Source organism: Rhodococcus yunnanensis NBRC 103083 (genome assembly GCF_001895005.1).
GTDB classification, from domain to species: Bacteria; Actinomycetota; Actinomycetes; order Mycobacteriales; family Mycobacteriaceae; genus Rhodococcoides; species Rhodococcoides yunnanense.
This window is the reverse complement of record NZ_BCXH01000004.1, coordinates 97,465-121,596: the sequence shown is the minus strand read 5'-3', so window position 1 is coordinate 121,596 and position 24,132 is coordinate 97,465. Positions and strand designations below refer to the sequence as shown.

The 24,132-nt window shown below is 61.5% G+C and carries 23 protein-coding genes and 2 pseudogenes; 16 read left to right on the top strand and 9 right to left on the bottom strand.

All coding sequences use genetic code 11. From position 1 onward, the window contains the following. The first annotated feature begins 312 nt into the window (after positions 1–312). A complete protein-coding gene (locus tag RY1_RS08840) occupies positions 313–705 on the top strand; it encodes an N-acetyltransferase (RefSeq protein WP_072803169.1) in 393 nt (130 codons plus the stop codon). Between the two features lie 127 nt (positions 706–832). Next, complete coding sequence (locus tag RY1_RS08835; protein ID WP_072803168.1) at positions 833–1,306, top strand: carboxymuconolactone decarboxylase family protein; 474 nt, start codon at positions 833–835, stop codon at positions 1,304–1,306. Positions 1,307–1,386: 80 nt separating this feature from the next. Here RY1_RS08835 and RY1_RS30080 read toward each other — a convergent pair whose 3' ends face one another. Continuing rightward, positions 1,387–1,542, bottom strand: a complete 156-nt coding sequence (locus tag RY1_RS30080; RefSeq protein WP_169914615.1) for a hypothetical protein — start codon at positions 1,540–1,542, stop codon at positions 1,387–1,389. Positions 1,543–1,945: 403 nt separating this feature from the next. On the opposite strand from RY1_RS30080, the gene RY1_RS08825 reads away from it, so the two are divergent. From RY1_RS08825 to RY1_RS08785, 9 genes and pseudogenes are all read left to right on the top strand, one after another. Beyond that, positions 1,946–2,395 carry an Hsp20/alpha crystallin family protein gene (locus tag RY1_RS08825; protein ID WP_072803395.1) on the top strand — a complete coding sequence of 150 codons (450 nt, stop codon included), beginning with the start codon at positions 1,946–1,948 and terminating at the stop codon, positions 2,393–2,395. Positions 2,396–2,453: 58 nt separating this feature from the next. Next, positions 2,454–2,642, top strand: a complete 189-nt coding sequence (locus tag RY1_RS08820; RefSeq protein WP_072803166.1) for a hypothetical protein — start codon at positions 2,454–2,456, stop codon at positions 2,640–2,642. A gap of 318 nt (positions 2,643–2,960) precedes the next feature. Further along, the gene (locus RY1_RS08815; protein WP_072803165.1) at positions 2,961–3,359 is read left to right on the top strand and encodes an STAS domain-containing protein; all 399 of its coding nucleotides are present in this window, start codon (positions 2,961–2,963) and stop codon (positions 3,357–3,359) included. Between the two features lie 77 nt (positions 3,360–3,436). Then, positions 3,437–3,877 (top strand): MerR family transcriptional regulator, encoded by a 441-nt coding sequence (locus tag RY1_RS08810; protein WP_072803394.1) that lies wholly within the window; start codon positions 3,437–3,439, stop codon positions 3,875–3,877. Then, positions 3,874–4,252 (top strand): annotated as a pseudogene (locus RY1_RS29640) (NAD-dependent epimerase/dehydratase family protein). The gene RY1_RS08810 and the pseudogene RY1_RS29640 overlap by 4 nt, the downstream one beginning before the upstream one ends. Before the next feature lie 97 nt (positions 4,253–4,349). Then, positions 4,350–5,504 carry a tyrosine-type recombinase/integrase gene (locus tag RY1_RS08800; RefSeq protein ID WP_306305352.1) on the top strand — a complete coding sequence of 385 codons (1,155 nt, stop codon included), beginning with the start codon at positions 4,350–4,352 and terminating at the stop codon, positions 5,502–5,504. Beyond that, positions 5,501–6,199 carry a hypothetical protein gene (locus RY1_RS08795; RefSeq protein WP_072803164.1) on the top strand — a complete coding sequence of 233 codons (699 nt, stop codon included), beginning with the start codon at positions 5,501–5,503 and terminating at the stop codon, positions 6,197–6,199. The genes RY1_RS08800 and RY1_RS08795 overlap by 4 nt, the downstream gene beginning before the upstream one ends. Before the next feature lie 75 nt (positions 6,200–6,274). Continuing rightward, entirely contained in the window at positions 6,275–8,026 is a 1,752-nt protein-coding gene (locus tag RY1_RS30540) for a tyrosine-type recombinase/integrase (protein ID WP_245819563.1), read from the top strand. Further along, positions 8,019–8,552 (top strand): DUF6262 family protein, encoded by a 534-nt coding sequence (locus tag RY1_RS08785; protein ID WP_072803163.1) that lies wholly within the window; start codon positions 8,019–8,021, stop codon positions 8,550–8,552. Before RY1_RS30540 ends, RY1_RS08785 begins: the two co-directional genes overlap by 8 nt. A 31-nt stretch (positions 8,553–8,583) precedes the next feature. On the opposite strand, the gene RY1_RS29340 is transcribed toward RY1_RS08785, so the two are convergent. Further along, positions 8,584–8,931, bottom strand: a complete 348-nt coding sequence (locus RY1_RS29340; protein WP_084727270.1) for an LGFP repeat-containing protein — start codon at positions 8,929–8,931, stop codon at positions 8,584–8,586. A 237-nt stretch (positions 8,932–9,168) separates the two neighbouring features. Next, the gene (locus RY1_RS08775; protein ID WP_139279784.1) at positions 9,169–9,633 is read right to left on the bottom strand and encodes a hypothetical protein; all 465 of its coding nucleotides are present in this window, start codon (positions 9,631–9,633) and stop codon (positions 9,169–9,171) included. Here RY1_RS08775 and RY1_RS08770 point away from each other — a divergent pair. Next, positions 9,632–11,731 (top strand): NucA/NucB deoxyribonuclease domain-containing protein, encoded by a 2,100-nt coding sequence (locus tag RY1_RS08770; protein WP_139279783.1) that lies wholly within the window; start codon positions 9,632–9,634, stop codon positions 11,729–11,731. The two genes, RY1_RS08775 and RY1_RS08770, sit on opposite strands and share 2 nt — an antisense overlap. Before the next feature lie 193 nt (positions 11,732–11,924). Here the strand turns inward: RY1_RS08770 and RY1_RS30975 are convergent, their stop codons facing one another. Continuing rightward, on the bottom strand, positions 11,925–12,278 hold the full coding sequence (locus RY1_RS30975) for a DUF732 domain-containing protein (protein ID WP_371829461.1): 354 nt from the start codon (positions 12,276–12,278) through the stop codon (positions 11,925–11,927). Positions 12,279–12,404: 126 nt separating this feature from the next. Here RY1_RS30975 and RY1_RS29635 point away from each other — a divergent pair, with 126 nt between their 5' ends. Then, complete coding sequence (locus RY1_RS29635) at positions 12,405–12,851, top strand: DUF6924 domain-containing protein (protein ID WP_072803159.1); 447 nt, start codon at positions 12,405–12,407, stop codon at positions 12,849–12,851. Between the two features lie 848 nt (positions 12,852–13,699). Continuing rightward, positions 13,700–14,215: a Rossmann-fold NAD(P)-binding domain-containing protein gene (locus RY1_RS08755; protein ID WP_139279782.1), complete on the top strand. Its 516-nt coding sequence runs from the start codon at positions 13,700–13,702 to the stop codon at positions 14,213–14,215. 26 nt (positions 14,216–14,241) lie between these two features. On the opposite strand, the gene RY1_RS08750 is transcribed toward RY1_RS08755, so the two are convergent. After that, entirely contained in the window at positions 14,242–17,598 is a 3,357-nt protein-coding gene (locus RY1_RS08750; RefSeq protein ID WP_169914611.1) for an ATP-binding protein, read from the bottom strand. A 288-nt stretch (positions 17,599–17,886) separates the two neighbouring features. Then, positions 17,887–18,498, bottom strand: coding sequence for a hypothetical protein (locus tag RY1_RS08745; protein ID WP_139279781.1), 612 nt, complete (start codon positions 18,496–18,498; stop codon positions 17,887–17,889). A 233-nt stretch (positions 18,499–18,731) separates the two neighbouring features. Here RY1_RS08745 and RY1_RS08740 point away from each other — a divergent pair, with 233 nt between their 5' ends. Continuing rightward, entirely contained in the window at positions 18,732–21,239 is a 2,508-nt protein-coding gene (locus RY1_RS08740) for a hypothetical protein (RefSeq protein ID WP_139279780.1), read from the top strand. Between the two features lie 600 nt (positions 21,240–21,839). Here RY1_RS08740 and RY1_RS30970 read toward each other — a convergent pair. Both RY1_RS30970 and RY1_RS31125 read right to left on the bottom strand, forming a co-directional pair. Beyond that, the gene (locus tag RY1_RS30970; RefSeq protein WP_072803154.1) at positions 21,840–22,340 is read right to left on the bottom strand and encodes an SDR family NAD(P)-dependent oxidoreductase; all 501 of its coding nucleotides are present in this window, start codon (positions 22,338–22,340) and stop codon (positions 21,840–21,842) included. Positions 22,341–22,394: 54 nt separating this feature from the next. Then, the gene (locus tag RY1_RS31125; RefSeq protein ID WP_503629801.1) at positions 22,395–22,640 is read right to left on the bottom strand and encodes an IclR family transcriptional regulator domain-containing protein; all 246 of its coding nucleotides are present in this window, start codon (positions 22,638–22,640) and stop codon (positions 22,395–22,397) included. Between the two features lie 116 nt (positions 22,641–22,756). Here RY1_RS31125 and RY1_RS08725 point away from each other — a divergent pair. Beyond that, positions 22,757–23,700: pseudogene (locus RY1_RS08725) on the top strand (IS481 family transposase); the annotation flags it as partial. 51 nt (positions 23,701–23,751) lie between these two features. Here the strand turns inward: RY1_RS08725 and RY1_RS08720 are convergent. Then, positions 23,752–24,090, bottom strand: coding sequence for a winged helix-turn-helix transcriptional regulator (locus RY1_RS08720; RefSeq protein WP_072803153.1), 339 nt, complete (start codon positions 24,088–24,090; stop codon positions 23,752–23,754). Positions 24,091–24,132 lie beyond the last annotated feature (42 nt).

The following is a 24,132-nucleotide window of genomic DNA, read 5'->3' as shown; positions in this document are numbered from 1 at the left end:
CCGGAATGGAAGTCACTGCTCGACAACGTTTCTCGTTGGTCCGTGCCTGGAAGAGACAGTGAAAAGAGTTGTCACATGGTAGAGGTTTCACGGCTCGAGTTCGGCATCGACAGCTTCGGGGGTCGCTGTACTTCGGCTCGGTCGAGACCGTGGCCACGAAGATCGCCCACGCAATCCGCGTGTTGGATACGGGCCGGTTCGAACTGACCTACTCCGCTGCCGGCGCCCCCTCAGCACATGCGACGCGCAGATAGACGCACGTTGCTGCCATCGACATTCTCGATTCTCCGGAACCGAAAAAGGACAGACCAGATGAACGAACAATTGCTCGACAAGACCGGCGCACCGGTGACGGTCACACTCGACACAGCGGGCCCCATCGGCTACTACGCAGTGAATCTAGCCGATGAAACATTGGCTGGGCAGGCGCAATTCGTCGATACTCACGACGGACCGACGGCGGAGCGAATTTTCTTCCACACCGAGGTGGACCAACACTATGGCGGCCGAGGTCTGGGTCGGCTCTTGGTGCTCGAGGCGCTCGCAGACAGCATGCGCCACAACCTCGTGGTCGTTCCGGTCTGCCCGTTGTTCGCGAGCCATCTGCACGAGCACGGCGATGACTACATCGCCGCTGGAGGCCGCTTCCGCCTACCGCTGCCCGCTGACATCGCACTGGTTCAACGCGCTGGACGGGTCGGGTAAGCACTGGTCCAAGGCGTGCAGGCGACAAACGGTCCTACCCTTACTGCACTGAGAGTGCATGCGGACGTACGGCGACCGACTTCAGATGGGAAGACCGCGAATGAGCAGCTCGACAAAGGGAGCCACAATGCGTCCGTACTTGGACAAAGTCATGCCCGACGCATGGGCAGCCGCCAGCGAATTCTCCTCGGCAATCCGCAAGTCGGCGTTGCAGCGAGGACTGTCGGTCCAGGAGCTCGAGCTCATCAAGCTGCGTACGTCGCAGATCAACGCATGCGCGTTCTGCGTCGAGCTACACTCCCGTGAGGCGAGAAAGGCAGGGATAACGCAGCAGAAGCTGGATCTGCTGCCTGCCTGGCGCGAGACTGATCTGTTCGACGATCGGCACAGGGCCGTGCTCGCGGTGGCCGAGGCTGCCACCGTGTTGCCCATATCTCGTGATTCGGAGTCCGACCTCGAGTCCGCCAGAACGGTTCTCGGCGATGACGCCTTCGTCGCCGCTGAATGGGTCGCAGTCACGATCAATGCATTCAATCGAATATCGATTCTCAGTCGGCACCAGGTCCGTCCTCGCGACAACGAGGGAGCGATTGTCCGATGAACAGGATGCTCGTGTACTAGCCCGCCGACGCATCCTCGGGGCGACGCCGGCGTCGGGGCACTCCCCTTCTTGGCGGACGGCTACTCCGGCGCTTGCTCGTCTTCCTCCGGTTCGAACGACGAGTCGGATGTGTGGCCAACTGCTACGCCGTCGTCGGTGTTCGGAATTGTTCCGTCCTTGCCCAGGCCGTCGTCGTTGGATGACGTACCACCGGCTGGTGTACCGCTTGTGCTCATGGTCGAACTCCTTGCTCTCGGGTACGGCTGCTTACCTCATGAGCGGCTCCTCAAACCTCCGGCTCGCCGGTCGGCGCGTCGTGCTCATCTCCATCGGCACCATCGCCGGTGTCTCGACGCTGCTCTCGGGTTCGATCACGATCGTGTGTGCTTGCGCGGTTCCGACTCACTCGAAACTTCCACTTGTCGATCTCATCGCGGTGGTCGAGAGCGCTCGATATGGAACTCGCGCAGCACTATTGGTCGCCGATGCGAGACGGCCGTCACCGAAGAAATTTCTCGAAAAAAAGTGTGCACGCGTCTTGGCACTGTATGGGTGAGAGTGCTAATTTCTGTATCGCACAGTGATGAAGAGCAGCCCGCCACAGGGGCGGGTGCATCGAAAGTTCAGGAGGTGATTGCTGTGCTTCGCTTCGATCCGTTCCGTGACCTCGACTCGATCACCTCGGCCATGCTGGGCACATCGCTCGGTTCCGATCGTGCACCCCGGTTCATGCCGATGGATCTGTACAAACTCGACGATCATTACGTACTGAGCGCCGACCTGCCCGGTGTCGATCCCGGGTCGATCGATATCGATGTCGATCGTGGGACTCTGACCCTCACCGCCCACCGAACAGCCCCCGATACCGATGGGGTGCAATGGATATCCTCCGAACGCTTCGCCGGCACCTACCGTCGACAGTTGGCTCTCGGAGACGGCATCGACACCGACCGCATCTCCGCGTCGTATGACAACGGCGTGCTGTCGGTGACCATTCCCCTCGCCGAACGCGCCAAACCCCGCAAAATCGACATCGATGCCCGACGCGACACCGGTGAGCAGCGGTCGATCGAAACACACTCGACCTGACCAGCTCATATCTGATCAATCCCCGTGGTCATCGACTACATGCGAGGTGAGTTTCTCGATGAATTTCGACATGACGGACGCGGTGGTATGGCCCGACGCCCCTGAGCGCGAACGTTGGTGGCACACCGTTCTGGGTATCGAGTCCGATGTAAGTAAATGTGCGACATCACATTTCATCGATCAACAGCTCGGGATACCTCGCGGCGACGACGGATACCCATCGATCCTGCGCACCCCCGCCGCGTGACAGAAAGGAACAAGGGGCACAGCTGGGACTGAGGTCCCCCGGGTGCGGTGGTAGCCGAGCATGGCTGCCACCGCACCTGCCTGCGAGAAGAACCATCACCGGTCTCTGCCGGCGATGTTTGCGCGCCCGCCGGCGCTGTTGCGGGCACGCGAACATCCAACGATTGCGCCCCACGATATAGTCCGCAGCAGGCCGGTGAAGCAGTCGCCCGTCAGCCCCGCATGTGAAGACAACACGCCTGCTCATTCTTAGCCAGCTCTCGCTCACCTCGGCGTTTGCATGGTCCACCCGCCCGCTGATCGAGCAGGAGATACACCGATGTCCTCGAACGACGAAATCACCCGCCTCGACGTCACCGTCCACACCGTGGGCACCACCGCCGTGGTCTCTGCCCGCGGCGAAGTAGACATGCTGACGGTCCCGCGTCTCGGTGCGGGAATCGAGCAGGCGTTGGCGTCGACGCAGACCGCGCTGATCGTCGACCTTTCCGACGTCACATTCCTTGCGTCGATCGGGATGGCTGCTCTGGTCACAGCGCACCGCACCGCAGGCGAAACGGTAACAACGCTGGTGGTCGCCGACGGACCGCACACGCGTCGGCCGATGCAGTTGGTCGGGCTCGATTCCATTCTGACCATCTATCCCGACCTGGCGACGGCGCTGGCCACGCTCACGCAGATACCGACCACCGACGAACCGCTCGACCCGGTGGCCTGACCCCGGAACCACTACTTCAGAAGTCTCGGCAATGTTCGCTTGACTTCAAGCGCTTCAGGTCTGGTGTCATGGGGGACATGACACTGTTGACCATCAGCGATGTATCGCGACAGAGCGGGCTCAGCGAGCCGACGTTGCGCTATTACGAAGAGGTCGGGCTCATCGGCCCGATAGACCGAGACGCCAGCAGTGGGCACCGTCGCTACACCGACCGTGACCTCGACGACGCGTACATTCTCGGATGCCTTCGCGGTATGGGCGTCGGGATCGAGGACATGCGCACCTACCGAGCGAATCGAGCCCTCGGCAATGCCGCGGCCGGGGACCAGCGTGATCTGCTGCTGCGGCACGCGACCCGAGTGGAACAGGAGATCGACACGCTGCGCGTTCACCTCGACTACCTGCAGTTCAAAGCAGCGTTGTGGGACGCCCGTGAACGCGGCGACGCGGCGGACGAAGCCGCGGCGAGCCTACGCATCGAAGCGCTCGCACCGAAGCTGCAGCGGGTGCTGAGATGACCAAGGTCCTCGTCACCGGCGCCTCCGGCTATCTCGGCAGTCGCCTCATCGCCGACCTTCTCCGGTCCGGAACCGAGGTACGAGGCACGATGCGCTCACTCGACGGAGAACACGACGAACGTGGACGAGGTACTGGTGCCTGCCCGCGACGGCACACTGCGTCTACTCCGGGCTGCGCGCGACGCATCCGTATCGAGGGTGGTGTTGACCTCGTCGTTCGCCGCGATCGGGTACTCCCCCAAGCCCGTGCGTGACTACGACGAAAGCGACTGGACCGACCCTGCAACCCCCGGGCTTGCGGCGTACCCGTTGTCGAAAGCGGTCGCCGAGCGCGCAGCCTGGGACTTCTCTGGGGTTCACCGAACTGTCGCGTGATGTTGTACTTGACTCTTCCTGTTGGGGTCGGTCAACGGTTCTTTCGGGGTGTAGCTCTGTTGTTATGTCGATCGAGTGACTGAGAACAGGAGCGATTGTGTTCAGAGCGTTCAAGATTCGCATGCCGTCCGGAGCCAGTTACTGGACCGTCATCGACGGTGATTACGTGGCCGAAGCTGTGGCCGACCGCTACCTGCGGGAGCTGAGGTTCGGGAAAGATCGCGCGGAGTCGACGACGAAGGCATACGCGGAGAGCGTCGCACTGTTCTTCAGGTGGTGCACGAAGAGCGGACGTGAATGGCGCTCCGCTGCGGCAGATCTCACAAGCTTCGTTCTATGGCTGCAATACACTCGCGCCGACGGCGGACGAGTGCTGTCGGGGCCGGGAGCCGAACCGGCACGCAGCCCAGGACGGATCAACAAGGTTCTGGTCGCAACGCGCGGTTTCCTGTGGTTCGCAGTACTGGCAGGCGAAGCACCGCGAGACACGCTCGCGCAGATCTACGAGCTGGCCGACAGCCGCGACGTGCCTGTGGCGGCGATGGGGGAGGCCAGTGCGCTGGTTGTGCGTCTGAAGGCGCGTCACAGTCTGCGAGAACCCGAAACCGCAGTCGACCGCGCCAGCGACATGGAACTGCTTGCCTTGTTCAAGGCCTGCCTGTCGGCGCGGGATCGGTTCATCATTCTACTACTTGCGCGCGGCGGGCTGCGGCGAGGTGAACTGGTCGGCGTCCGTCGCAGTGACTTGCACCTGCTGCCGGACAACACCAGCCTTGACTGCCGCGTCCGCGGCGCTCATCTGCATGTCGTCAGGCGCGCCAACCCCAACAGCGCGATGGCGAAGTCCCGACGTCCGAGACTTGTCCCGCTGGACTTCCCGACGGTGATGGCACTTGACCTGTATGTCTACGAGCGCGCGGAACAGCCCGCGGCCGCAGACTGTGACATGTTGCTGGTCAACCTGTTTCGTGCCCCGCTGGGTGCACCGATGAAACTCGGCGCGATCAACGAACTCTTCTACTCGTTGAGCCGGCGAGCGCAGTTACCGCGCAACATCTCCCCGCATCAATGCCGCCACGCGTTCGCGAGCAACCTCGCTGATTCCGGTGCTTTGGCCGACCAGATCCAGGGGCTGCTCGGACACCGGTTCGCGACATCGGCAGACCCGTACCTGCATCCGACCACAGATCGGCTCAGAGGCGCCGTCGAGCGAGTCCCGGCTCCTCGCGAACTGTTCGAGGGTCTGTCATGACCACGCGGTGGCCCGCCAGCACATTCAGCGAGTTCGGGGACGACGACGCGGTGATCACGGAATTGCGGTCGTTGACCACCACGAAGTTTCTTTCCGAGGTGGGATGGTCCGACGAGTTCAAGGTGGTCCTCTTTCCGAAATATCATCCCGTGCTCGGCGGTAAGGAGTGTGTGGTCACCACATGCACGATTCTCATGCACAACAAGCGCATTGGACTGTGTCAGTCGTGCACCGTCCGATGGCGGAAAGCGGGCGAACCGGATCTCGAAGCGTTCGCGGTTATCGAGCGGCCGCCGAGCAGATCCATGGCGTACGTGCTGTGCGTAGTACCCGGATGTGCTCGCCCCCAACACTCCAAGACCCACCGCATCTGCGCCTCCCACCATTACCTACGCACCAAGACCTTGAAAGTGCCACTCGATGACTTCCTCGCCCGCCCGGATCTGAAGCCGCTGGCCTCTCACGGCACGTGCGCGGTAGCGGCATGCACCCGCGACCGGCACAGCTCGGTGAGCCCGTACTGTCCCAATCACCTCATGCTGTGGCGCACTGTCCGAGGAGATCGCCAGACCCACGAAAGGTCCGGTCACGCGAAGACAGTCGAAGCGACGTTCCGCACCAGGACACCGGCGATACCAGTCGGCTACGAAATCAGCCTGCGTGGGCTTCCCGATCGTGTGGTCGCCGAGTTGTAGTTCGGCCTGCAACAACGCACCCTGGCAGGTGCGCGCACTCGCACCTGCCAGTTCAGGCCTTTGGTCGATCATATTGTGCGACAACAATTCTCTACGGTCGAGCAGGTCGACACCTCGGTGCTTCCCCAGGCCGTGAAGATCGTGTGCTCGAACGTCGTCAACGAGATCCGCCGTTCGCGCATCACTCCGGAGACCGAACGGCATAAGGACATCTGGGATGTCAGCGTCTTCGGACTCACCGGGACTATTCGTTTCGACGCGATCTCCCAGCCGTGGCTCCGCGACGCCGTCAAAGTCTGGGCGTACAACGATCTGCCGCGCAGGCGAGGATCGCTACACAGCAAAGACAGCATTCGGTTGGAGATCCGATCGATGGCCGCGCTGTCGGACAGTCTGCGAATTCAGCGCCCGGGCGATCGAGGATTGTCGCCGGGACTGCTGTCGAGAAGCGACATCGCCGGCTTCATGAACCGAATGGCGTTCCAGCACGCCAGCGGCGCAGTAACCACCGGTGCCCGGATCGCGACGCTCGGGTCGGTGCGCCGCGTCTTGACTCGTATGAGGTCCATGGGGCTGACTCGGCCCGGTGGTCCGATGGCAGGTCTGCCCAGTGACTTCGCCCTCAACGAAGAAGACATCCCCACTACAACGCGCGCCGATCCGCTAGGCAGGGACTTACCGGCGGAAGTCATGCGGCATCTCTGCGCGCACCTGCACACACTCGATGAGATGTTCGTTCCCGAAGTGCGGGTCGCGGTCGAGCTGTCGATGGACACAGGTCGGCGACCGGACGAAATCTGCCACCTCAGGTTCGATTGCCTCGAACGCGATGGAAATGGAAAACCGGTGTTGATCTACGACAACATCAAAGCCAACAGGCTGGGGCGGCGCCTCCCCATCACAGAATCGACCGCCGAGGTCATCGTGCGCCAACAACAGCGCGTGCGAAAGCTCTACCCGGATGAGCCGGCCAGCTCGCTGAAACTGCTTCCACGCACGACCAAAAATCCTTTCGGAACGAAATGCGTCAGGGACAACTGGGTCGCACGGTTGCACCGCGTATGGGTATCGACACTGCCCGAGGTCATGTTGCCGACGATCGACGAGATCGGCCGCGTCGAGCCGGCGACGCTGCGGCCCTTCGACATGGCGAAGGTCTTCCTCTACGCCTACCGGCACACCTACTGCCAACGGCACGCCGACGCCGGAGTCGGAATCGATGTCCTCGCCGAACTCATGGACCATCGCAGCACCGGGACCACCCAGGGCTACTACCGAGTCGGCGAGGAACGACGCCGCAACGCAGTCGATCGACTGACGACCATGCACTTCGACCGTCACGGCACCAAGATCTGGCACGAAGCCAAAGCGCTCCTCGATTCCGAACACGTTCGCCGGGCAGTCGGGCAGGTTGCAGTCCCCTACGGAACTTGTAGTGAACCCAGCAACGTCGCCGCCGGCGGCGGTGACTGCCCAATTCGATGCCGCTGCATCGGATGTGCCCACTTCGCCACCGACGTGTCGTACCTGCCCGACCTCGAGGCCTACCTCGCAGACCTTCTACGCAGCCGCGAACGACTCCGAAGCGCCCTCGACGCCGACGACTGGGCGAAAACCGAAGCCACCCCATCCGACCAGGAGATCACGCGTATCCGCCATCTCATCTCACGTATCAACGCCGAAACCGACGCACTGTCCGCTGACGAACAGGCACAGATAGAACAAGCCGTCACCTTGGTCCGCAAAGCCCGCAACAGGGCCGTCGGCCTCGGAATCCCGCGGCTACGATCCGAGGCGCCTCGCTTGGACCGAGGCATCGATGCCTGACGCCACACCGCCGACGGCGGTAGCAGACGGACGTCGATCAGACTCGATGCGGCGCAGAGAGCGTGTCATGAAAGCTCTCCGCGCCGAAACGGCCGCCGGGGCAGAGATCTCCGTGTCGGCGATCGCACGAGCGGCAGGTGTCGACCGCTCATTCCTGTACCGACACGTGGATCTACTCGCGCAGATCCACGCAGCACAACTCGAACCCCCGCCCACGAGTGTCGACGGGGCTGTGCCCGTCACCAGGCAGTCCCTCAAAGCCGACGTCGCCAACGCACGACACACCATCGCCCGGATGACCGCTCACACCGGTCGGCTCGAACGTCGGCTGTCCGAACTGCTTGGTGAACAGGCCTGGCGCGAATCAGGTCTCGGAGCACCGCTGGACATCGACCAGCTGCAACGGCGCGTCGACGAACTCGAACAGTACGTTGGGTCCCTGAAAGACGCACTCGCTGAACGAGATGCCGAACTCCACGCAGCACGGGGAGCCAACCGAGAGCTCTTCGGCCAGATCAACAGGTAGATCGCCTGCAGATATGGGTTTTGACTATTGGTCAGCCGACGTATGCACCGGTGGACGGTGACCAGTAGATGGTTCCGCCCAGGAAGGTGCTGTACTTGCTGCCGTCCGGGTTGGTGACCTCAGGTCCGGCAGGAAAGGACAGCGCGCTGGTGGGCCCACCGAGGCTGACGTAGAGATCACGGATTTCACCGCACACCTTGTGAACCGACGGCCAGAAAGTTTGGCAATCTGCAGCTGCCGGAACTACGGCTGCCGATCCGAACGCGGGTGCGGGTGTGGGTTCAGCTTGTGCTGAACCTAACCCCGTCAGGGCAGCCCCGCCGAGGGTACCCGCGACGACAAGGGTGCGGACTGCGTGGCGAAAAACTGATCTGGGCATGAAACATCCGTTCTACGAGGGGGTTTCACCGTTACGGTTCCGACGCACATAGCGTCCGTGGATATCGAGCTGGATGGCTCAGGGCGGAACGGTATCAGCGCACTGCGCAGGTGTTGCACCCGACCCTCCTGTGACTTGCGACACTTCTAATCTCGAAAAGCGTTGAGTTGCAGTGCTTTACCGCCAATAAACAAGGCGGATCCTGGACTCGTCCAATACAAACCAGAAGGACGGTTTTTAACCTAGCCGCTGTTCTTGCGTTTTGACGGTTTTGGCCGAAATGTGTTTTTGGTTTCTGTTGTGAACCTGTGAGGTTTCAGTGAAGATGCTGTCTGCGGTTCCTGGTTTGGAATCGATCACTTCACTCTGAAGGAAGTTCATGACGATTTCTCTGAAACCTCCTGCGTCGCTGCGTAGGAGACGATTTCGCTCGACATCTCGGTCGCTGGTTACGGTGAGTGCCGTAGCGCTGATGTTGATCTCCGGCACGGCGGGTGCTCTAGCGCAGCCGTCGACAATTCCTGTGCCGACGCCGTCGGGTGTTCCTGATGCGGCGCCCTCCGAACTCGCACCCGCGATGGTTGATCCCTGTGCGGCGGCATCGACCACAGTGCCGACGACTACACCGACTGCTTCACCGACCACAACGGCGCCGATTATTACTGCTGTTGTGCCGCCGACATGCGACACTGTCCCGGCCATGCCGCAAGAAACCACTTCAATTGCAGCACCTGCGCAGACCGCTGAGTCGACCGCTCCGACAGTGGAACAGGCTCCAGCACTAGATAACGTGGAGTCGCCTGCTCTGACCCCTCTGCCGGCGCCAGCCGCGGACGAACCGGTCGCCCCGACTGACGAAGAACTGTCGTCGAAAACCGCAGAACCGGATCCCGACTGGACTCCGACCGAGAATCCTAAGGCCACAATCGTCCCTGGACAGATGCGCTCGGACCGGGAAGAAGTCCCGGCCCCGTTCACCAAGGAAGACGCTGACAAGGCCGAGGTCGCCGAAGCACGCCTCAGGATGTCTCGAAACGCGACGGCCTGCCAGATTTACTGGCCGTCCTGGTACAACGTGTGCGGTGAAATCAAAGCCAAGTACGATTCCCTCGGCGGCCCGGGAAGCTTCTTGTCCTACCCGTCCAGTGGAAACATCGTCAATCCCGGCAATACCGGTGAACGCGTTACGTTCCTCAACGGCCCCATCTACTGGTCCCAGGCAAGCGGCGCACACCCAGTCGTCAACAGCTTCCTTAACCGCTGGGGCAACCACCAGTACGAAGCCGGATGGCTGAAGTACCCCACCACCGACGAAATCGTGCTTCCCGATGGTGGACGCCGACAAGAATTCCAGCAGGGCGCAATCTACGTGGCCTTCCAGAACGCCATCGGCTCCGCCATCCAGAACGGTCCACTACGCGACAAATACAACTCCGTCGGCGGACTCACACCCGGCAGCAGCTTCCTCGGATATATCACCGAAGACCACAAACGATCGCTCCCCAACAGTCAGGGGCAGATGGCACGGTTCCAGAACGGCGTCATCTATTGGCATCCAAGCCACGGTGCCCATCCGGTAACACTGCCCATCCTCGACCTGTGGGCCTCAGAAGGCTACGAGCAGGGAATCCACGGATACCCCACCGGCGATCAAGCCGATACCGGTCCAGGCACGTTCGAGCAAAACTTTCAGAACGGCAAGATCAGTTGGCCACCGCTCGAAGAGGTAGCAGGCCGAACTGAGTACGAAGTTACGATGCAGGAAACTCTCGCAGAGGGTATGCCTACATCGCGAGACCTCATTCCCATCTACGACGATGACAACCCCGGATCACAGGCCAGACGAGCCGACATTCCCGGGCAGCCCTCGGTTTGCATCGAGAGCGGCATGAAGAACATCGAACGCACAATTTCGTGCGCAAACTATGACGGTAAGGTCACTCGCTACGAAACCGTCAACGGTAGGCGCTACGAGACCGGACACGTCCTCTACAAGGCAGCGAATTGGTCTATCTTCACCGCAGCAACCAATTTTGGAAACCAGAACATTCCTTCATGGAAGCTGGGTACGCGCATCGAAGCTACCTACGCCCAAGGCTCCATGCTCGCGAAACCTACGGACTTCATTTTGTCAACGGGATGTGAATCCAGCCAGTTGTGCGAAACCACTGGGGGAGGCAACGGCGACACACATAAACTTCAAGTCGGCGACATCACGGAAGTTACATGGGACCAAAAACTGGTCGATAGCGCTGCGGGCGCACGCGGAGAGGTCTACCAGATGCGTGGGTTGATCGGAGCAAAAATGCTGCACGGTCCTGCTACGCCATGGTCTGCTGAATTCGATGACCTCGAAGGTCGTTGCGACACGATGAATGTCGGCGCCGCTTGCGTCAACAACAAGGCATTTGCCGGCGTTTTGTTCAGCCCATTGACTAATCCCACCATCAAGACGGTTTCAGAACATGTTTTCGATGCCCAGACCGATCTTCCTGGTAACCCCGGCGCATTTCCCAACAGTCCCCTGACGCGCCTTACCGACGAGACTACGATCGACGCGAACCGCAACACCGCCTGCCCTAACCCACCTGGAGCGCCTTTCAGTTGCGACGAATACCCAATGGCTAGCACTTACCAAGGCGCATCGCTTTCGAGCAACTACTCGACACGAACGGTGCTGAAGTCCGCAAATGACAGCCAGGGCGGGAAAATGAGCGCGGCGTACAACATGATGAGGCTGTTGGACGGCGATGCGTTCTTTGTGATGGCGCAGCGTGAAGACGGCACATTCTCCTGGTGAACGGGGAGGTGTGACCCACACCACCGGCTCTGGCCGAGACTCAGGGCCGCGCCATTTGCCTGTAGAAATGATCAACCGGAGAATGTGAGCAGGCGACCTCCATCACCTACCAGTCAGGTAAATTGCTGGCTGAGAGGGAAATGGTGGAGGTCGCCTCCGCCTACTGGAGCATCAACCGTCTGCCCAGCAGATGTCATTCGATGAGCTCTGGATAGAGATCAGGGCAATAGGATTTAATCGCAGCCGCGAAGAAATCTTCCACCTCCGCATCGTTTCCTCCCGGATGGCTGCGGATTTGCTCGCGAATGTCCGGGGCGGAGGCCCCCTCGGATGCCCGCGTACACTGCTCTCGCGCTACTGTGGCCAACTCGTCGATAATGAATGTTTGCCACCGAGTTGAGGTAAGGCGGGACCGGAACTCGCTGTTTTCCAACACGGCATGCAGGTCCGCGGCCCTCGGCGCAGTAGCGCTGCTGGGCGCCTGGATCGTCGGCTGTGCGGGGTTGATGACAACCACCTCCTCCGCTGCGCTGGTACACCCGGACATGGCCAAAGCTACCGCGGAGGTCATTAGACCGGTTGCGAACGCGTACTGTCTACGAATGACCATAGGGACGATAGTTTCACTCCTGAGTGGTTACGCTCAACTTTCAACGTCAAGTTAGGTGTATTGATGTCTCGACAGCTTCCTGCTCCAAATGGGTACGGCACGCTGATGGTTCGGACCTGGTTTGGAGATGATGACGCATGGCGGGCCACGTTAGAAGCAGCGCAGGCACCCTCTGACGTCAGCGGCACGGAGTCTGCTGCAAATCTGCAAGTTGTCGACGACGAAACCTTCTCCGGTCTCACGGTGGAGGAGCTTGCGGAATCAGCCGGGCCTCCGCCTTTTTTCGTTCTGATTGCCGACGAGAGGGCGATCCTTGAGAAGGACTCACTAATTCTAGTGGTCGAAAATAGAATCCTTGATAATCGGAGTAAGTTACGGAGTTTTCGGGTGCCACCGCAGTATCTTGCATCCGTAGAAAATAATCTGTCTCAAGGTAATATGGATTTTTCAGAGTTTTACGAAGAAACTGGTCATGGCGGTGTTTTTCAAGGTTTTGGCAATTATGAGTAGAATTTGGATTGTGATTGCAGTCAAATTCTAGGAATTTGACTGAATGACTCAGTCGCATCGACAGCGGGCTAGGCGGATTTCCATCGCCCGGACTCGCTGACTAGAACGCCGTAGGTAGGAATTCGGATGAGTATGTCGACGACAGTGCGATGGGTTCTCTGTTTGAGCGCTCTTGTTTTGGTTGGAGTTTCGGTGGTCCTGTTATGGCCACGTACAGCGCCATCGCCCTTAAACTCCGAAACCAACCGCTACTCGGATGCAGTTACGTCCGAAAATTACCGGCCCGGACTCGAACCAGTACCGGCCCAACCTGGATCTACTTTAGGCGGTTGCGAAGGGACGGGTGATCAGGCGCCGCAGGAAAGCCAGCTATGTCTGATCATTCCGGGACGTTGACGGTGGTAGTGGCACGGCTTGACCAATTACTATGCGTCAACCTCGGCGGCTCAATATTTTCTGAGCGCCGGGTGACGTACAGGCGAGACTCTTGATGTGGGTCGACGTGGTCACCGGTTGGCGGCACACGTAGGGTCGTTCTTCGCGTCCTGCGCAACTCGGTGATCCGCAGCACGCCATTCGGTTGATCAAGTTCGTTTCAGGTGGACCGGCGCCTCCTGCTTCTTGCTCGCACGTATGTTCGATTTTCGATATGATCGGTTAGCGGGTCGCGGAGGGAAGCCGCGGCCCGCTTTTTCGACGTGTACCTGAAGCCCTCGGTGGATCGCGACAGCTTGCGCCGAATCGCCGCGGCGACATCAGTCGGACGGAACGTGATCGCTCTTCGTGCAACACCTGTTTCACGGCTACAGTCCACCTGGGCAAGACCTGAGCTGCGGAGAAATACGAGATTGAGCACGCGGGAAGGTCGGACCCCAAGAGAAGCCGCCTTCATCGAACACGAAGGATCGGGAACCGAACTCGTCGTCATCAACCCCACGTGGATTGCTGGTCCCACGCTCACCACTGCGGCGCGGTCGTCCCTGGAACTATTCGTGGCCATGCTCGACGGCACGATGGAGTCCGCCCCGAAGCAGCTGTTCGGAATCGCCGACGTCCGTGACGTCGCCGAACTCCACATCACTGCGATGACCACCCCCGAGGCGGCCGGGAAGCGGTACCTCGCACTCGCGGACGGGCCGACGATCTCGTTCCTCGGAGTTGCGAACGTTCTCCGCGAACGCCTCGGTGCTCTCGCCTCTCGCGTCCCGACGCACGAAGTACCCGGCGACGACCCGACGCCGCTGACCATCCACAACGACCGGGCCAAGCGTGAGCTCGGGTGGCGGCCGCGGCCGGTCGAGACGACCATCGTCGAGACTGCGGAGAGTGTGCGCGATCTCGGTATGCTGGCTCGGCAGATCTGAGCTCGAGCGGCGCCGCGAGGGTCAGCTCACGACATCAACGAGTCGAGCCTGCGCGTGGTCGCGGTTGCTCCGATGGCCTGTGCACGGCAACGGATGTCCTCGACTCGGGCCGGGTCGAGGCCTGCGCCTCGGGCGAGTGCGATCTGGAGGCCGAGGAGTTCCGACTCGAGTGCCCACGCGGCAAATCCCCTGTCGCAGTGCATCTGTACCGCGTCGGTGACGTGGTACTCGGCCCGAGCGAGGTCTCCGAAACCCAGTGCGAGATGCGCAAGATGATGATGCACGACGCCGTAGATGCTGGCCCACGTCAACACCGTGCAATCCGCGTGATCGCTCAGCTGTGAGTAGACGAGTCGGCAGAGGTCGGCGTACGACAACTGGGCTGCGGCCCGGCCGATGAGAGTGAGTGTGGACAACCACATCGGATCGATCGGGATCCGGCTCACACGCTCCGGGGTGTACCAATCCAACAGTTCTGCTGCGCCGGCTCGATCTCCGACATCGACGAACGCGACGGCCAGCGCCGGGCGCAGGGCCGAGTTGGCGTCGAAATTGGCTGCCATGGAGTCCGATTGGTTCACGATCTCCTGCAGGTCCCCCCGCAGCGTGCCGAGAGCGGTGACCGCGGGCAGTAGTCGCCCGTAATAGCCGAGGTCGGTGGGAGAAGGCGGAATCGATCGTATTCGCGCCAAATGCGCTTCGCTCCGAATCAGCTGTCCAGCAGCCAGATCCAACCCCATCCGACCGTAGTTCGTCAACCATTCCAGTTCGGGATCACCGTCGATGTGAGCATCGGTGATGGTGTCGAGAGTCGCGCTTGCCCCGGCCAGATCTCCCGCTTCGAGCCGCGCTCGCATCAGCCACACCGTCGTCGTCACATCTCGTAGAACCTCGGCGCGCGCAGTGATCAAGTTGTCGAGATCCTGGAGGGCGACGGACGTGACATCGCTGCTGTGAGGCACCCGCAATCCGATCAGCGCAGCGACACTCACCCGGGCAAGCAAAGGGCCGTCGCCGAGACTTCTGGCAATGTCGGCGGCTCGGGTGATGCGCTGCGCGCTCCTCGCGTAGTCGGCATCCCACGCATGCTCGATACCGATCTGAGACAGCAGGATTGCGTACTCCGCTGTATCTCCTTGCCGCAGTCGAACCATGTCTCCGCAGATGGCTTCGATGATCGCCACCCGCTCTTCATCGGCGGAGTAGTGCTGCACGAACATCATGCCGTGACGTTCACTGGCCAGTACCGCCTCGACTTGCAGCCCACGATCCCCGAGCCTGCCTGCTATGGCCAAAGCCGACAGCGCCGAAGCACGAGCCTCGGGATCCCGTATCGCACGACGAGCACGGCCGAGGCCGATCAACGCCCGACATTGCTGCCAGGCGTTGTCGGGGTCCGCGCTCGGGTCGACGGCGTGGGTGTAATGCACGAGAGCATCCTCGTAGGCCCCGAGGGTGAACGCGCTGTCGCCGGCCAACTGCGCGTACAACCGGGCCCGCGGCTGATCACCCGACAACCCACGACTGAAGTGATAGGCAATGCGCGCAACGGTTTCGGTGTCTCCACTGTCCCGCGGATCGGCATACGCGTCACCGACGATCGAGTGCAGCGCCGATCGCCTGCCGTGCGCGATTCCGGAGTAGACGACTTCCTGAACCAACGGATGCCGCAGCGCGATCGAGTCGTCGTCGAACGACCCTCCTTCGGGGTAGCGATCGTGGGTGACTGCGGGAAGCCGGCCGGAGTCCCCATCCACGCTGACCATGCGAGCATGCACCAATTCGTCCACTGCCTCGAAGAATTCGGCGTCGTCGACTTCCGGTGATGCCCGGCGCAGGACGCGTCGGGAGGTCGAAAGTCCTGTCACCGCGATCAATTGCAGAAGCGATCGCGCGCTCTCACTGAGAGAGTGTTCCACTCGGCGAACGTATTCCAGAATGGATGTGGGCGCGGCTCCGTCGGACATCGACTCTGCCTCTTCGAGGATCGAGGAGACGAACAGCGGGTGACCACCGGTGCGATGGTGTAATGCACCCGGATCGAGCGACGAGTTGTGGATCGCAACCAACTCGCGCACATGTTCGACGTCGAGCTCTCCCAACACAATCCGATGGATGGCACCGAGACGCGTGGCGGTGTTGAGAGTCTTGTTGACCTCCGGATCCAGCAAGGACTGGGCCCGTACGGTGACCACGATGCAGACCGTGCTCGTCACGCCTGCTTGTACGAGGTAGCGAAGGAGTGCGTGCGTGGTGCTCGATGCCCATTGCACATCATCGATCACGATGACCGTGGGCGCCGATCGACTGGGACCGGTCAGCCAGCGGTGGACCGCAGTCACCACCGTCGCTCGGTCGTCACCGGCCGACTCGTCGGGCATCAGGTCCCGAAAGCGGTTCGCCGCACCGGGGACCAGCCGAAGGATATCGGAGCCGTTCTCCTCCAACCACTCTCTGGCCTTCGCGGCGCCCATCACGTCCAGTTCGCGACCGGCGGCTTCAACGAACGGTTCGAAGGCGACCAGTGCATCTTCGCTGCATCGACCGAACAGCACGTCCAGGTTGCGGCCCTGCGCGCGGCGGAGGGCTTCGAGAACGAGGGTTGTCTTACCGGTGCCTGCGTCCCCCGTCACCACGACGAATTGACCCGCCCCATCCGCCGCCGCGGCGAATGCTGTGTCCAGGGCGTCGAGTTGCGGTGCCCTCCCGATCGGCGAGCGTCGGTTTCGGGGGAGTCGACTCTCGGCCACCGACCGACCGAAGTGCGACGGGACCTGGTGACGAAGTGTGTCCAGGAACAGCTCTTCGGTCTCTGCCGACGGATCGATGCCGAGTTCGATGGACAGTACTCGTCGGCAACGTGCGGCGACGTCGAGCGCCTGGGCACGATCGCCCAATCCGATGTAACCGCGCATCGCGTGTCGATAGGCACGTTCGTGCAACGGGTCGAGGCTGATGAGCGCCTCCGCAGAACCGACTGCACGATCGAACGCCTTCAGTTCGATCGAGGCCGCGGCGTCGACGTCGAGTGCTCGGATTCGCAGGGACTCGAACTCGGTCCGGACGTCGTCGGCCCACGCCCCTGTCATACCGCGCAGGACGGTACCGGCGAGTAGGCGGTGTGCGTCGTGCGCCCTGTCCGCCCGAGTTCGAATCGGTTCGATTCCGGGCCGGCATGATTCGCGGACGACGTCGAGATCCACCGTGACCGAACTGGGAAGCACTAACTGCACATACCCACGACGCGACCTGACGCTGTCCCCCGACACGGAGGCTGCCTCCAGCGCCTGCCGCACCTTCGAGATCACGCTCCGCACAGCTGCGTTCCACGACTTCGGCCGATTCTCCGGCCAGATCACGGACGCCAATTCATCCAGCGTCACGTCGCTCCGACGATGAACGACGAGGTACGCAAGCACCTCCGAGCATCGCGGTCCACCGATCGTCCGCGGGTCTACCACCCTCGTTCCACATCGAATTGTCAGGTCCCCGACCAAATGGACAGTTGTACTGGCCGAGACGGTCATGCCATGAATGTAAGCACAGCGGATCGCACAGCGTCGTATCCACAGGCCGTGTGCGAGAAACAAACCAGGAGTTCATTTTTCGACGAGAATTCGGCTTTCGGATCTTGCTCGTCGTCGACCGTCGGCCGGAGTCACGGCAACGGTTCACTCGCTGCTGCCGAATGCTCCTCGAATCGAATCCAGGAAGTCGTCGAAGATGCTTCCGGGTTGATCGCTACCGACCACCGTGGTGACCACCAGGTTGCCACTGAGATAGAAATCGAACCACCGGTCTCCGGTGGTCTGAGTGTTGTCCGTGGTCACGACGTTCAGCGAGAGCTTCTGCCCACCCCGCGCCAAGGTTCCGAAGGCCGGTGACACGAAGTTCGCGATCGTGAAGTCGGCGGAACCACGACCCGGAATGTTTCCCTCCAACACCTGGCCGTCGACGGTATAGAACTGCAGGTACGTGCCGCCCTTGCCGTCACTGTCGTAGACGACCCCGCCCGCTACGTTCCTGAAGCCGGCTGGTGAGCTGTCGTCGAAGTACCCGCCGGCGTTGCACCGACTGCCGTCGCGTCCGAAGGGTTGGTTCTTCACGCAGTGCGCGCCGCCCGCACCTCCGTCGGGGGTCCTGATGTGAATGTTGAAGCGTTGGATGTGTGCCGTGAGCTCCAGTGGCTCGGCCGACGCCGTGGCGGCAGGGACAATCACGCCGGTGGAGAGTGCGGCACCGATCGCTGCTGCGGCGGCAAGTCTTCGGAATCGAGAGATCATCGACATTTCCTTACAGGAGACGACCGCGGTATCGCGGGGACGGACATGGCGCGAGTGCGTCGGCTCAGGGTCGTCCTCGTGTGCAAGGTTTTTGCATAGGGATCGGGTGGCGCCGCGCATGCAAAAACATTGCACTTGCTTTTTAGGCTGCGTATTCACGCGTCGGTGGTCGAGCCACCCTGCCACTGACGTGCGCCCTTTTTCTCTCTGTCGCTGTATCCGAGGAGCCGTTCGTGTCTCGAGCCCGCATCACACGTGCCATGGCATTGGCACTGGTCATAGCCACGTCGGCTTTGTCGGTGACAACTACAGGAACTGCGAGCGCGCAGGAACTCCCTTTTCCGATACCGGGTTTCGAACTGCCGTCGACCGGCTCGTCGGGCACCGGCTCCTCCGACACGGGCTCGTCCGGGACAGGTTCGTCGGATAGTGGCTCGTCGGGACCGGACACCACCGCCCCCAACGGCGGGTTGCAGCTTCTGTCCCCCAACAGGGGTGAATCGGTTCTCGGTATCCCGATCGAGACGCTGTCCGACAACCCTCAGGGCGCCATCGTCGTCAACGGCGTTGCCATGCCCGCTACCACCGACCGCCAGAACCTGCTCATCGCCGTACTCGACGCGAAGACCGGCGGGCTCCTCCAATCGGGCACTCAGCCGAACGACGTCAACGGGCTGAACTCCTTCACCGGAATCGTCGACAACTTCAAGAACAAGAACGACACGATCGTCGTCGTCAGCGGATTCAACGGTGTGCGCAACGCTGGCCGCGAACCCGCGCTCGGCCGTCTCGTTCGGGCACTCGGTGGGACGCCGATGAGCACGAACGACCTGGGCAGGATGGAATTCGGCGCACCGTTCTCGATGATCGGCAAAACTGCCGCAGTCGAAGGCGTCGCCTACACCCGTGTCGCTGTGGAGCCCGGCGATCGGGCAGGCGGCGATATCACCGGACTGCTCAGATGGAACTCGATCGCAGGCGGTTGGTACGACTTCACTCCGCCCGCACCGGTCGAGTACTCCAGCAACAAGAGCAGCGGTTCGACCGTGACGGTAGCGATCGGCGACCGTACCTATCCGACCACCGCGCCAGGATCGGACGGCTTCCGTATCCAGGCGTTCGACAGTCAGACTCTCGAACCCGCCTATTCCGCCAATGTGGTGACCGGCAACCCTGTCGGCGATCAGGAACTGAGCGCGGATCTCGACGCAGTGTCGAAGGAAGTGGACAACGCCGGCCGTCCGTATCTGGTGTTCGTTCAGAGCTTCGGAAAACCCGTTCCCTCGGCACGTTGGCAACAGGGAGCCGACGCCATCCTTCGTATGGGCGGCTCACGCCTGGCCTTCCTCAATCTGAACGGCACCAGCGACTACACCCTCCTCGGCAGCGCCGATCCATCCGCATCTCCGCTGGAGGTCGGCACGCTGCTGGGCAAGCCGGGACCGTCGGTCGGGTTGCTTACGCGCAGTCACGACTTCTCGTATCGGCCGATGGCGTCCGGGGCCCTCGGCGATGTCGATCTCCTGCAGAGCAAGATCATGTATCAGGCGCCTTACCAGGGTGGTTCGACATCTGCTCCGACCTTCCCCGCCATCGACCGCGCCGCAGAACAGTACATCGGCTGGCGAGCAGGTGTCCGAGGTTGCACCACAGCCGATTCCGCGGCGTGCGACGTCCGATTCCAGTATCGCAACGACTTTCTGGGATCCTGGGATCCGATCAACACTGCGCTCACGCAGGTCACGTATCCGTCTGCTGGGCCGGAAAGGACCTTCACCGAGGACCAATTCAACACCGCACTGACCCAGCTACGCCAGGAGATCCGCGGGTTCATCGAAGTCCGAAACTACTACGTCGGTCTGCAGCAAGCCCTGTCCATCGGCGGTACCGATCCCATGTTGAACATCAAGAAGATCGGCGACGACGCCGTGAACACGGTGGCACCCCCGCCCGGGCCCAACGTGGTGGCCGACGGCCTCAAATCCGTGTCCACGGTGATGAATTACGTTACGTTCGCCATTCCTGAGTTGAAGGCTGTGTGGGGGCAGATATCCACGATCTGGGGATTGGTCGCCCCGTTCACCGGGCCCAGCGGAAACTCGGCGCTCGCGAACAAGATCCGTGTACGCGCGGACCAACTCTCGTCCCAACTCTCGGAGTCCTTGCGCGCTGCCACCTACGGTTTCACGTCGGTCGGCTTGGTGATGGTGTCCGACTACGGCAAACTCACAGCGGCGAAGGCGGAAATCGACGCAGGTCGGTGGGCACTGCCGCCCAATCCCGCAGATGTCATCTCACCGCTGTCCGACGGGTTGAAGACGACGTTTCTGAAAACCCTTGTTCCCATTGCTTTTCCCTGGCTGATGCGCGGCACCGGCCCACCGTCCGGCCCGAGCGACGCCAGTGGTCTCACCTGCGCGATCTACGAGGACCTCATCGACGAATACGAACAGCGCAGCCCGTGGAGAGGATTGCCGCAGATCGCCCAGATGCGCTCGGTGTGGAACTTCGACGGTTCAGGCCAGCCGATTGTGTGGAACATGTTCTTCACGAGGGAAAACCCTGACACCTCAGGACTGTCGTCGGACTCCAGCCACATATCCGCCGACCTGGCCGGCACCATGTTCGGTACTGCGCGCGGACAACTCGGGATAAATTTGTACGACTTCATGAGTCCCCGATACTTCGGAACCACGGTTCACCAAGTCGATCACACCGCACGGAAGTGCAACCTGGGCTGACGCAGGTGCGGCGGGTACCCGGTCGCGATCGTGGTATCCTTCGCGTAACTTGCCGACCGAACGGTATGGACTAGGGCTACGAATCGTAGCTTCCAATAAGGGAGACTTTTGTGACTAGGGCAACGAGTGGTCGGATCACACGGGCGACTGCACTTCTTTTCGCGGGAGCTGTCACGGTGGCGATCGCCGTTGCCCCGAACGCATCAGCGGCGCCGGTCACCAGGACTGTGTTCTCCCCCGTAGTGGCTGTAACCGGCACTGGGTCGTCCGGCGAAGACGCCTTCGTGAACGAATCCTTGTCGGCCACCACCGATGCGGAAGTACCAGGGTTCTCTCGCTTCTCGTCCAGCTTGGATTGCTACTGCACACTCTCGTGGACGAACCACAGCACCGGCGCTTCCGGTCAATGGAAGAGCAGTGGAGTTATCGGCGCGCCAGCGACATTCACGGGGTCGGGCAACATCAGCGCTACGGTGGCCGTCACCCCCGGCATTACCTTCCTGCCCGGACGGGGATCCTGGATCGCTCCGTAGCCGGTCGGCGCAGTCCGCTCCCGCATCACCGGATCACGAATGCCAGTGAGTCAAAGCTCGTTGGCACTTAGGCCGATACCGCCGCACTCGCTCCAACCAGCAGACCCCGGACGACAGCCGAATTCCGACCGCTCACGTGCAAGTCCACGAGGTCGCGATCTACTCGTTCGAGAAATTGATCAGCAGTCCCCCGGCCGGCCGTGGAGCTGATTACTACGATCGATTCCCCGGTACCTGCACGCCGTATCTCAGGAAACACGGTTTCACATGTCTTCCACACACCGTCGGGGTCGACGCCGATGACGTCCTGCCACTGTTGCTTTGACAGATCACCGGTCGGTCCTCCCGAGATGAAACCGGCATCCGCCACCGCGATGTCAATGCGGCACAACGCCGAGAGACCGATCCCCTGTGCCTCCACGAGTTGCTCCAGGCTGCCAACATCGGCTTGGTGGGTGAAGATCGAACCTCCGACGTCCTCGACCAGTTTCGCGGTCTCGCGAAGGTTCTCGAGGCGAAAGCCACTACTCAGAACGAACTTTCGGATTCTACTCGAGGCCTGGTTCACGATCCCCCAGCAAGTGCGACCTAGGGTCCCGCGCTAAGTACCGCGTTTGCAGTCCTACCTGGAGGCCGATTGAGGCCGCACGAAGTCTGCGGACCAGCTCACGTTCGCGTGATGCTGTACTCGGACTGTCCCGGCCATTCGTAGCCGCGCTCGCGGTGCTGCAATAGTCAGTGCGAGTCGTTGCATCCCCCGGACGCGCACCGGTACAGCGATTGTGCGAGTGCCGATCTCCCAATCCTCCAAATCGTGCGCATACCCGCATCGTCGAACCGCTCCCCCAGTTCCTGCGCTAGCTGTAATGGCCAGGGACGTTGTGGACGGCGTGTCATCGATAGATGGGTGAGGACCTCCGGTATCGGTGTGGTTACCACAACTGCACCGACAACCGGGAGGTCCTCGCGTCCCACGCTAAAGCCTTGCTCACCCCGAAGGGGAGACTGAAGCTCGCGACATCGATCGTCGACGACGGTTGGTCGATCCGCCGGGCCGCCGAACGATTCCAATGCTCACCCACCACAGCCAAGAAATGGGCCGACCGCTACCGCGCCGGCGGCCTGCAGGCGATGGTCGACCGTTCGAGCAGACCGCACCGCAGTCCGGGCAGGACTCCAACACGCACCGAACGTCGGATCGTCAACCTGCGCTTTCTCCGTCGCTGGGGACCACACCGCATCGCCTACCACCTGCACCTTGCACACAGCACCGTCGGAGCGGTTCTACGCCGCTACCAGATGCCGCTACTGCGTCACCTCGACCAGAACACCGGACTGGCAGTACGCTGACCCGCGGCCCGGCGCTACGAGCACGAACGGCCCGGGGATCTGATTCACATCGACATCAAGAAACTCGGTCGGATCCCCGACGGCGGTGGGCACCGCAAGCTCGGACGCACGATCGGCAACCGCCACAACAACAAACACGGCCGCGGGTACTCGTTCATCCACCACGCCGTCGACGATCACAGCCGGCTGGCGTACTCGCCAGATCCTCGGCGATGAACGCAAAGAGACAGCCTCGGGATTCTTCGAACGCGCCAAGGCGTACTTCGCAGCCCACGGCATCGCCATCAAGCGCGTCCTCACCGACAATGGATCCTGTTACCGTTCAAAGCTATTCGCAGAAACGCTGGGTCCTGATGTCAAGCACAAACGAACCAGACCGTACCGGCCGCAGACCAACAGCAAAGTCGAACGATTCAACCGCACCCTCAACCAGGAATGGGCCTACGCCCACACCTACCTCTCCGACGAAGCCCGCGCTGCGACCTACCAAGACTGGGTCCATCACTACAATCACCACAGACCACACAGGCATCGACGGCAAGTCACCCATCGAGCGACTCACCGTCCATAACCTCCCCGCGAAGAACAACCAGCTGACAGTCATATGGATCGGTTCGACTGGGACCGCGTCATCCGGCATCGCCAGCGACGCTTCTTCGTACCCATCGCAGGAACGGATCCAGTTCTCGTGTTGCTTCCACGCCGAGGTTGGTCAATTGGTAAACCACCGAAGGCGGTGAGGTGGGGATCACGGTCCTCTCGACCAGGCCATCGTCGGCAAACGTCCGCAACGTCTGGGTGAGCATCTTGTCGCTGACACCGTCTATGAGCGCCCTCACTTGGTGGAAGCGTAGCGGACCGTTCTTCAATGACGTGAGGACCTGTATTCCCCACTTGCCGGTGATGTGATCGAGCAGGGTTCGGCCTGCGCAGTCACGGCGGAGCAGTTCCTTCGAGTCATCCGGCATTCCGGTAACTTACCAGAAGTGAGCTGCGCACTAAATTGTGGC

Excerpts from the sequence above, each read along its gene's own strand:
- RY1_RS08840 (WP_072803169.1), top strand. The coding sequence starts at position 313 with ATGAACGAACAATTGCTCGACAAGACCGGCGCACCGGTGACGGTCACA.
- RY1_RS29635 (WP_072803159.1), top strand. The coding sequence starts at position 12,405 with ATGTCTCGACAGCTTCCTGCTCCAAATGGGTACGGCACGCTGATGGTT.
- RY1_RS30975 (WP_371829461.1), bottom strand. The coding sequence starts at position 12,278 with ATGTCCGGGTGTACCAGCGCAGCGGAGGAGGTGGTTGTCATCAACCCC.
- RY1_RS08785 (WP_072803163.1), top strand. The coding sequence starts at position 8,019 with ATGCCTGACGCCACACCGCCGACGGCGGTAGCAGACGGACGTCGATCA.
- RY1_RS08720 (WP_072803153.1), bottom strand. The coding sequence starts at position 24,090 with ATGCCGGATGACTCGAAGGAACTGCTCCGCCGTGACTGCGCAGGCCGA.
- RY1_RS08810 (WP_072803394.1), top strand. The coding sequence starts at position 3,437 with ATGACACTGTTGACCATCAGCGATGTATCGCGACAGAGCGGGCTCAGC.
- RY1_RS08745 (WP_139279781.1), bottom strand. The coding sequence starts at position 18,498 with ATGATCTCTCGATTCCGAAGACTTGCCGCCGCAGCAGCGATCGGTGCC.
- RY1_RS08815 (WP_072803165.1), top strand. The coding sequence starts at position 2,961 with ATGTCCTCGAACGACGAAATCACCCGCCTCGACGTCACCGTCCACACC.
- RY1_RS08795 (WP_072803164.1), top strand. The coding sequence starts at position 5,501 with ATGACCACGCGGTGGCCCGCCAGCACATTCAGCGAGTTCGGGGACGAC.
- RY1_RS08835 (WP_072803168.1), top strand. The coding sequence starts at position 833 with ATGCGTCCGTACTTGGACAAAGTCATGCCCGACGCATGGGCAGCCGCC.
- RY1_RS08770 (WP_139279783.1), top strand. The coding sequence starts at position 9,632 with ATGCCGCAAGAAACCACTTCAATTGCAGCACCTGCGCAGACCGCTGAG.
- RY1_RS30080 (WP_169914615.1), bottom strand. The coding sequence starts at position 1,542 with ATGAGCACAAGCGGTACACCAGCCGGTGGTACGTCATCCAACGACGAC.
- RY1_RS08820 (WP_072803166.1), top strand. The coding sequence starts at position 2,454 with ATGAATTTCGACATGACGGACGCGGTGGTATGGCCCGACGCCCCTGAG.
- RY1_RS29340 (WP_084727270.1), bottom strand. The coding sequence starts at position 8,931 with ATGCCCAGATCAGTTTTTCGCCACGCAGTCCGCACCCTTGTCGTCGCG.
- RY1_RS08775 (WP_139279784.1), bottom strand. The coding sequence starts at position 9,633 with ATGGCCGGGACAGTGTCGCATGTCGGCGGCACAACAGCAGTAATAATC.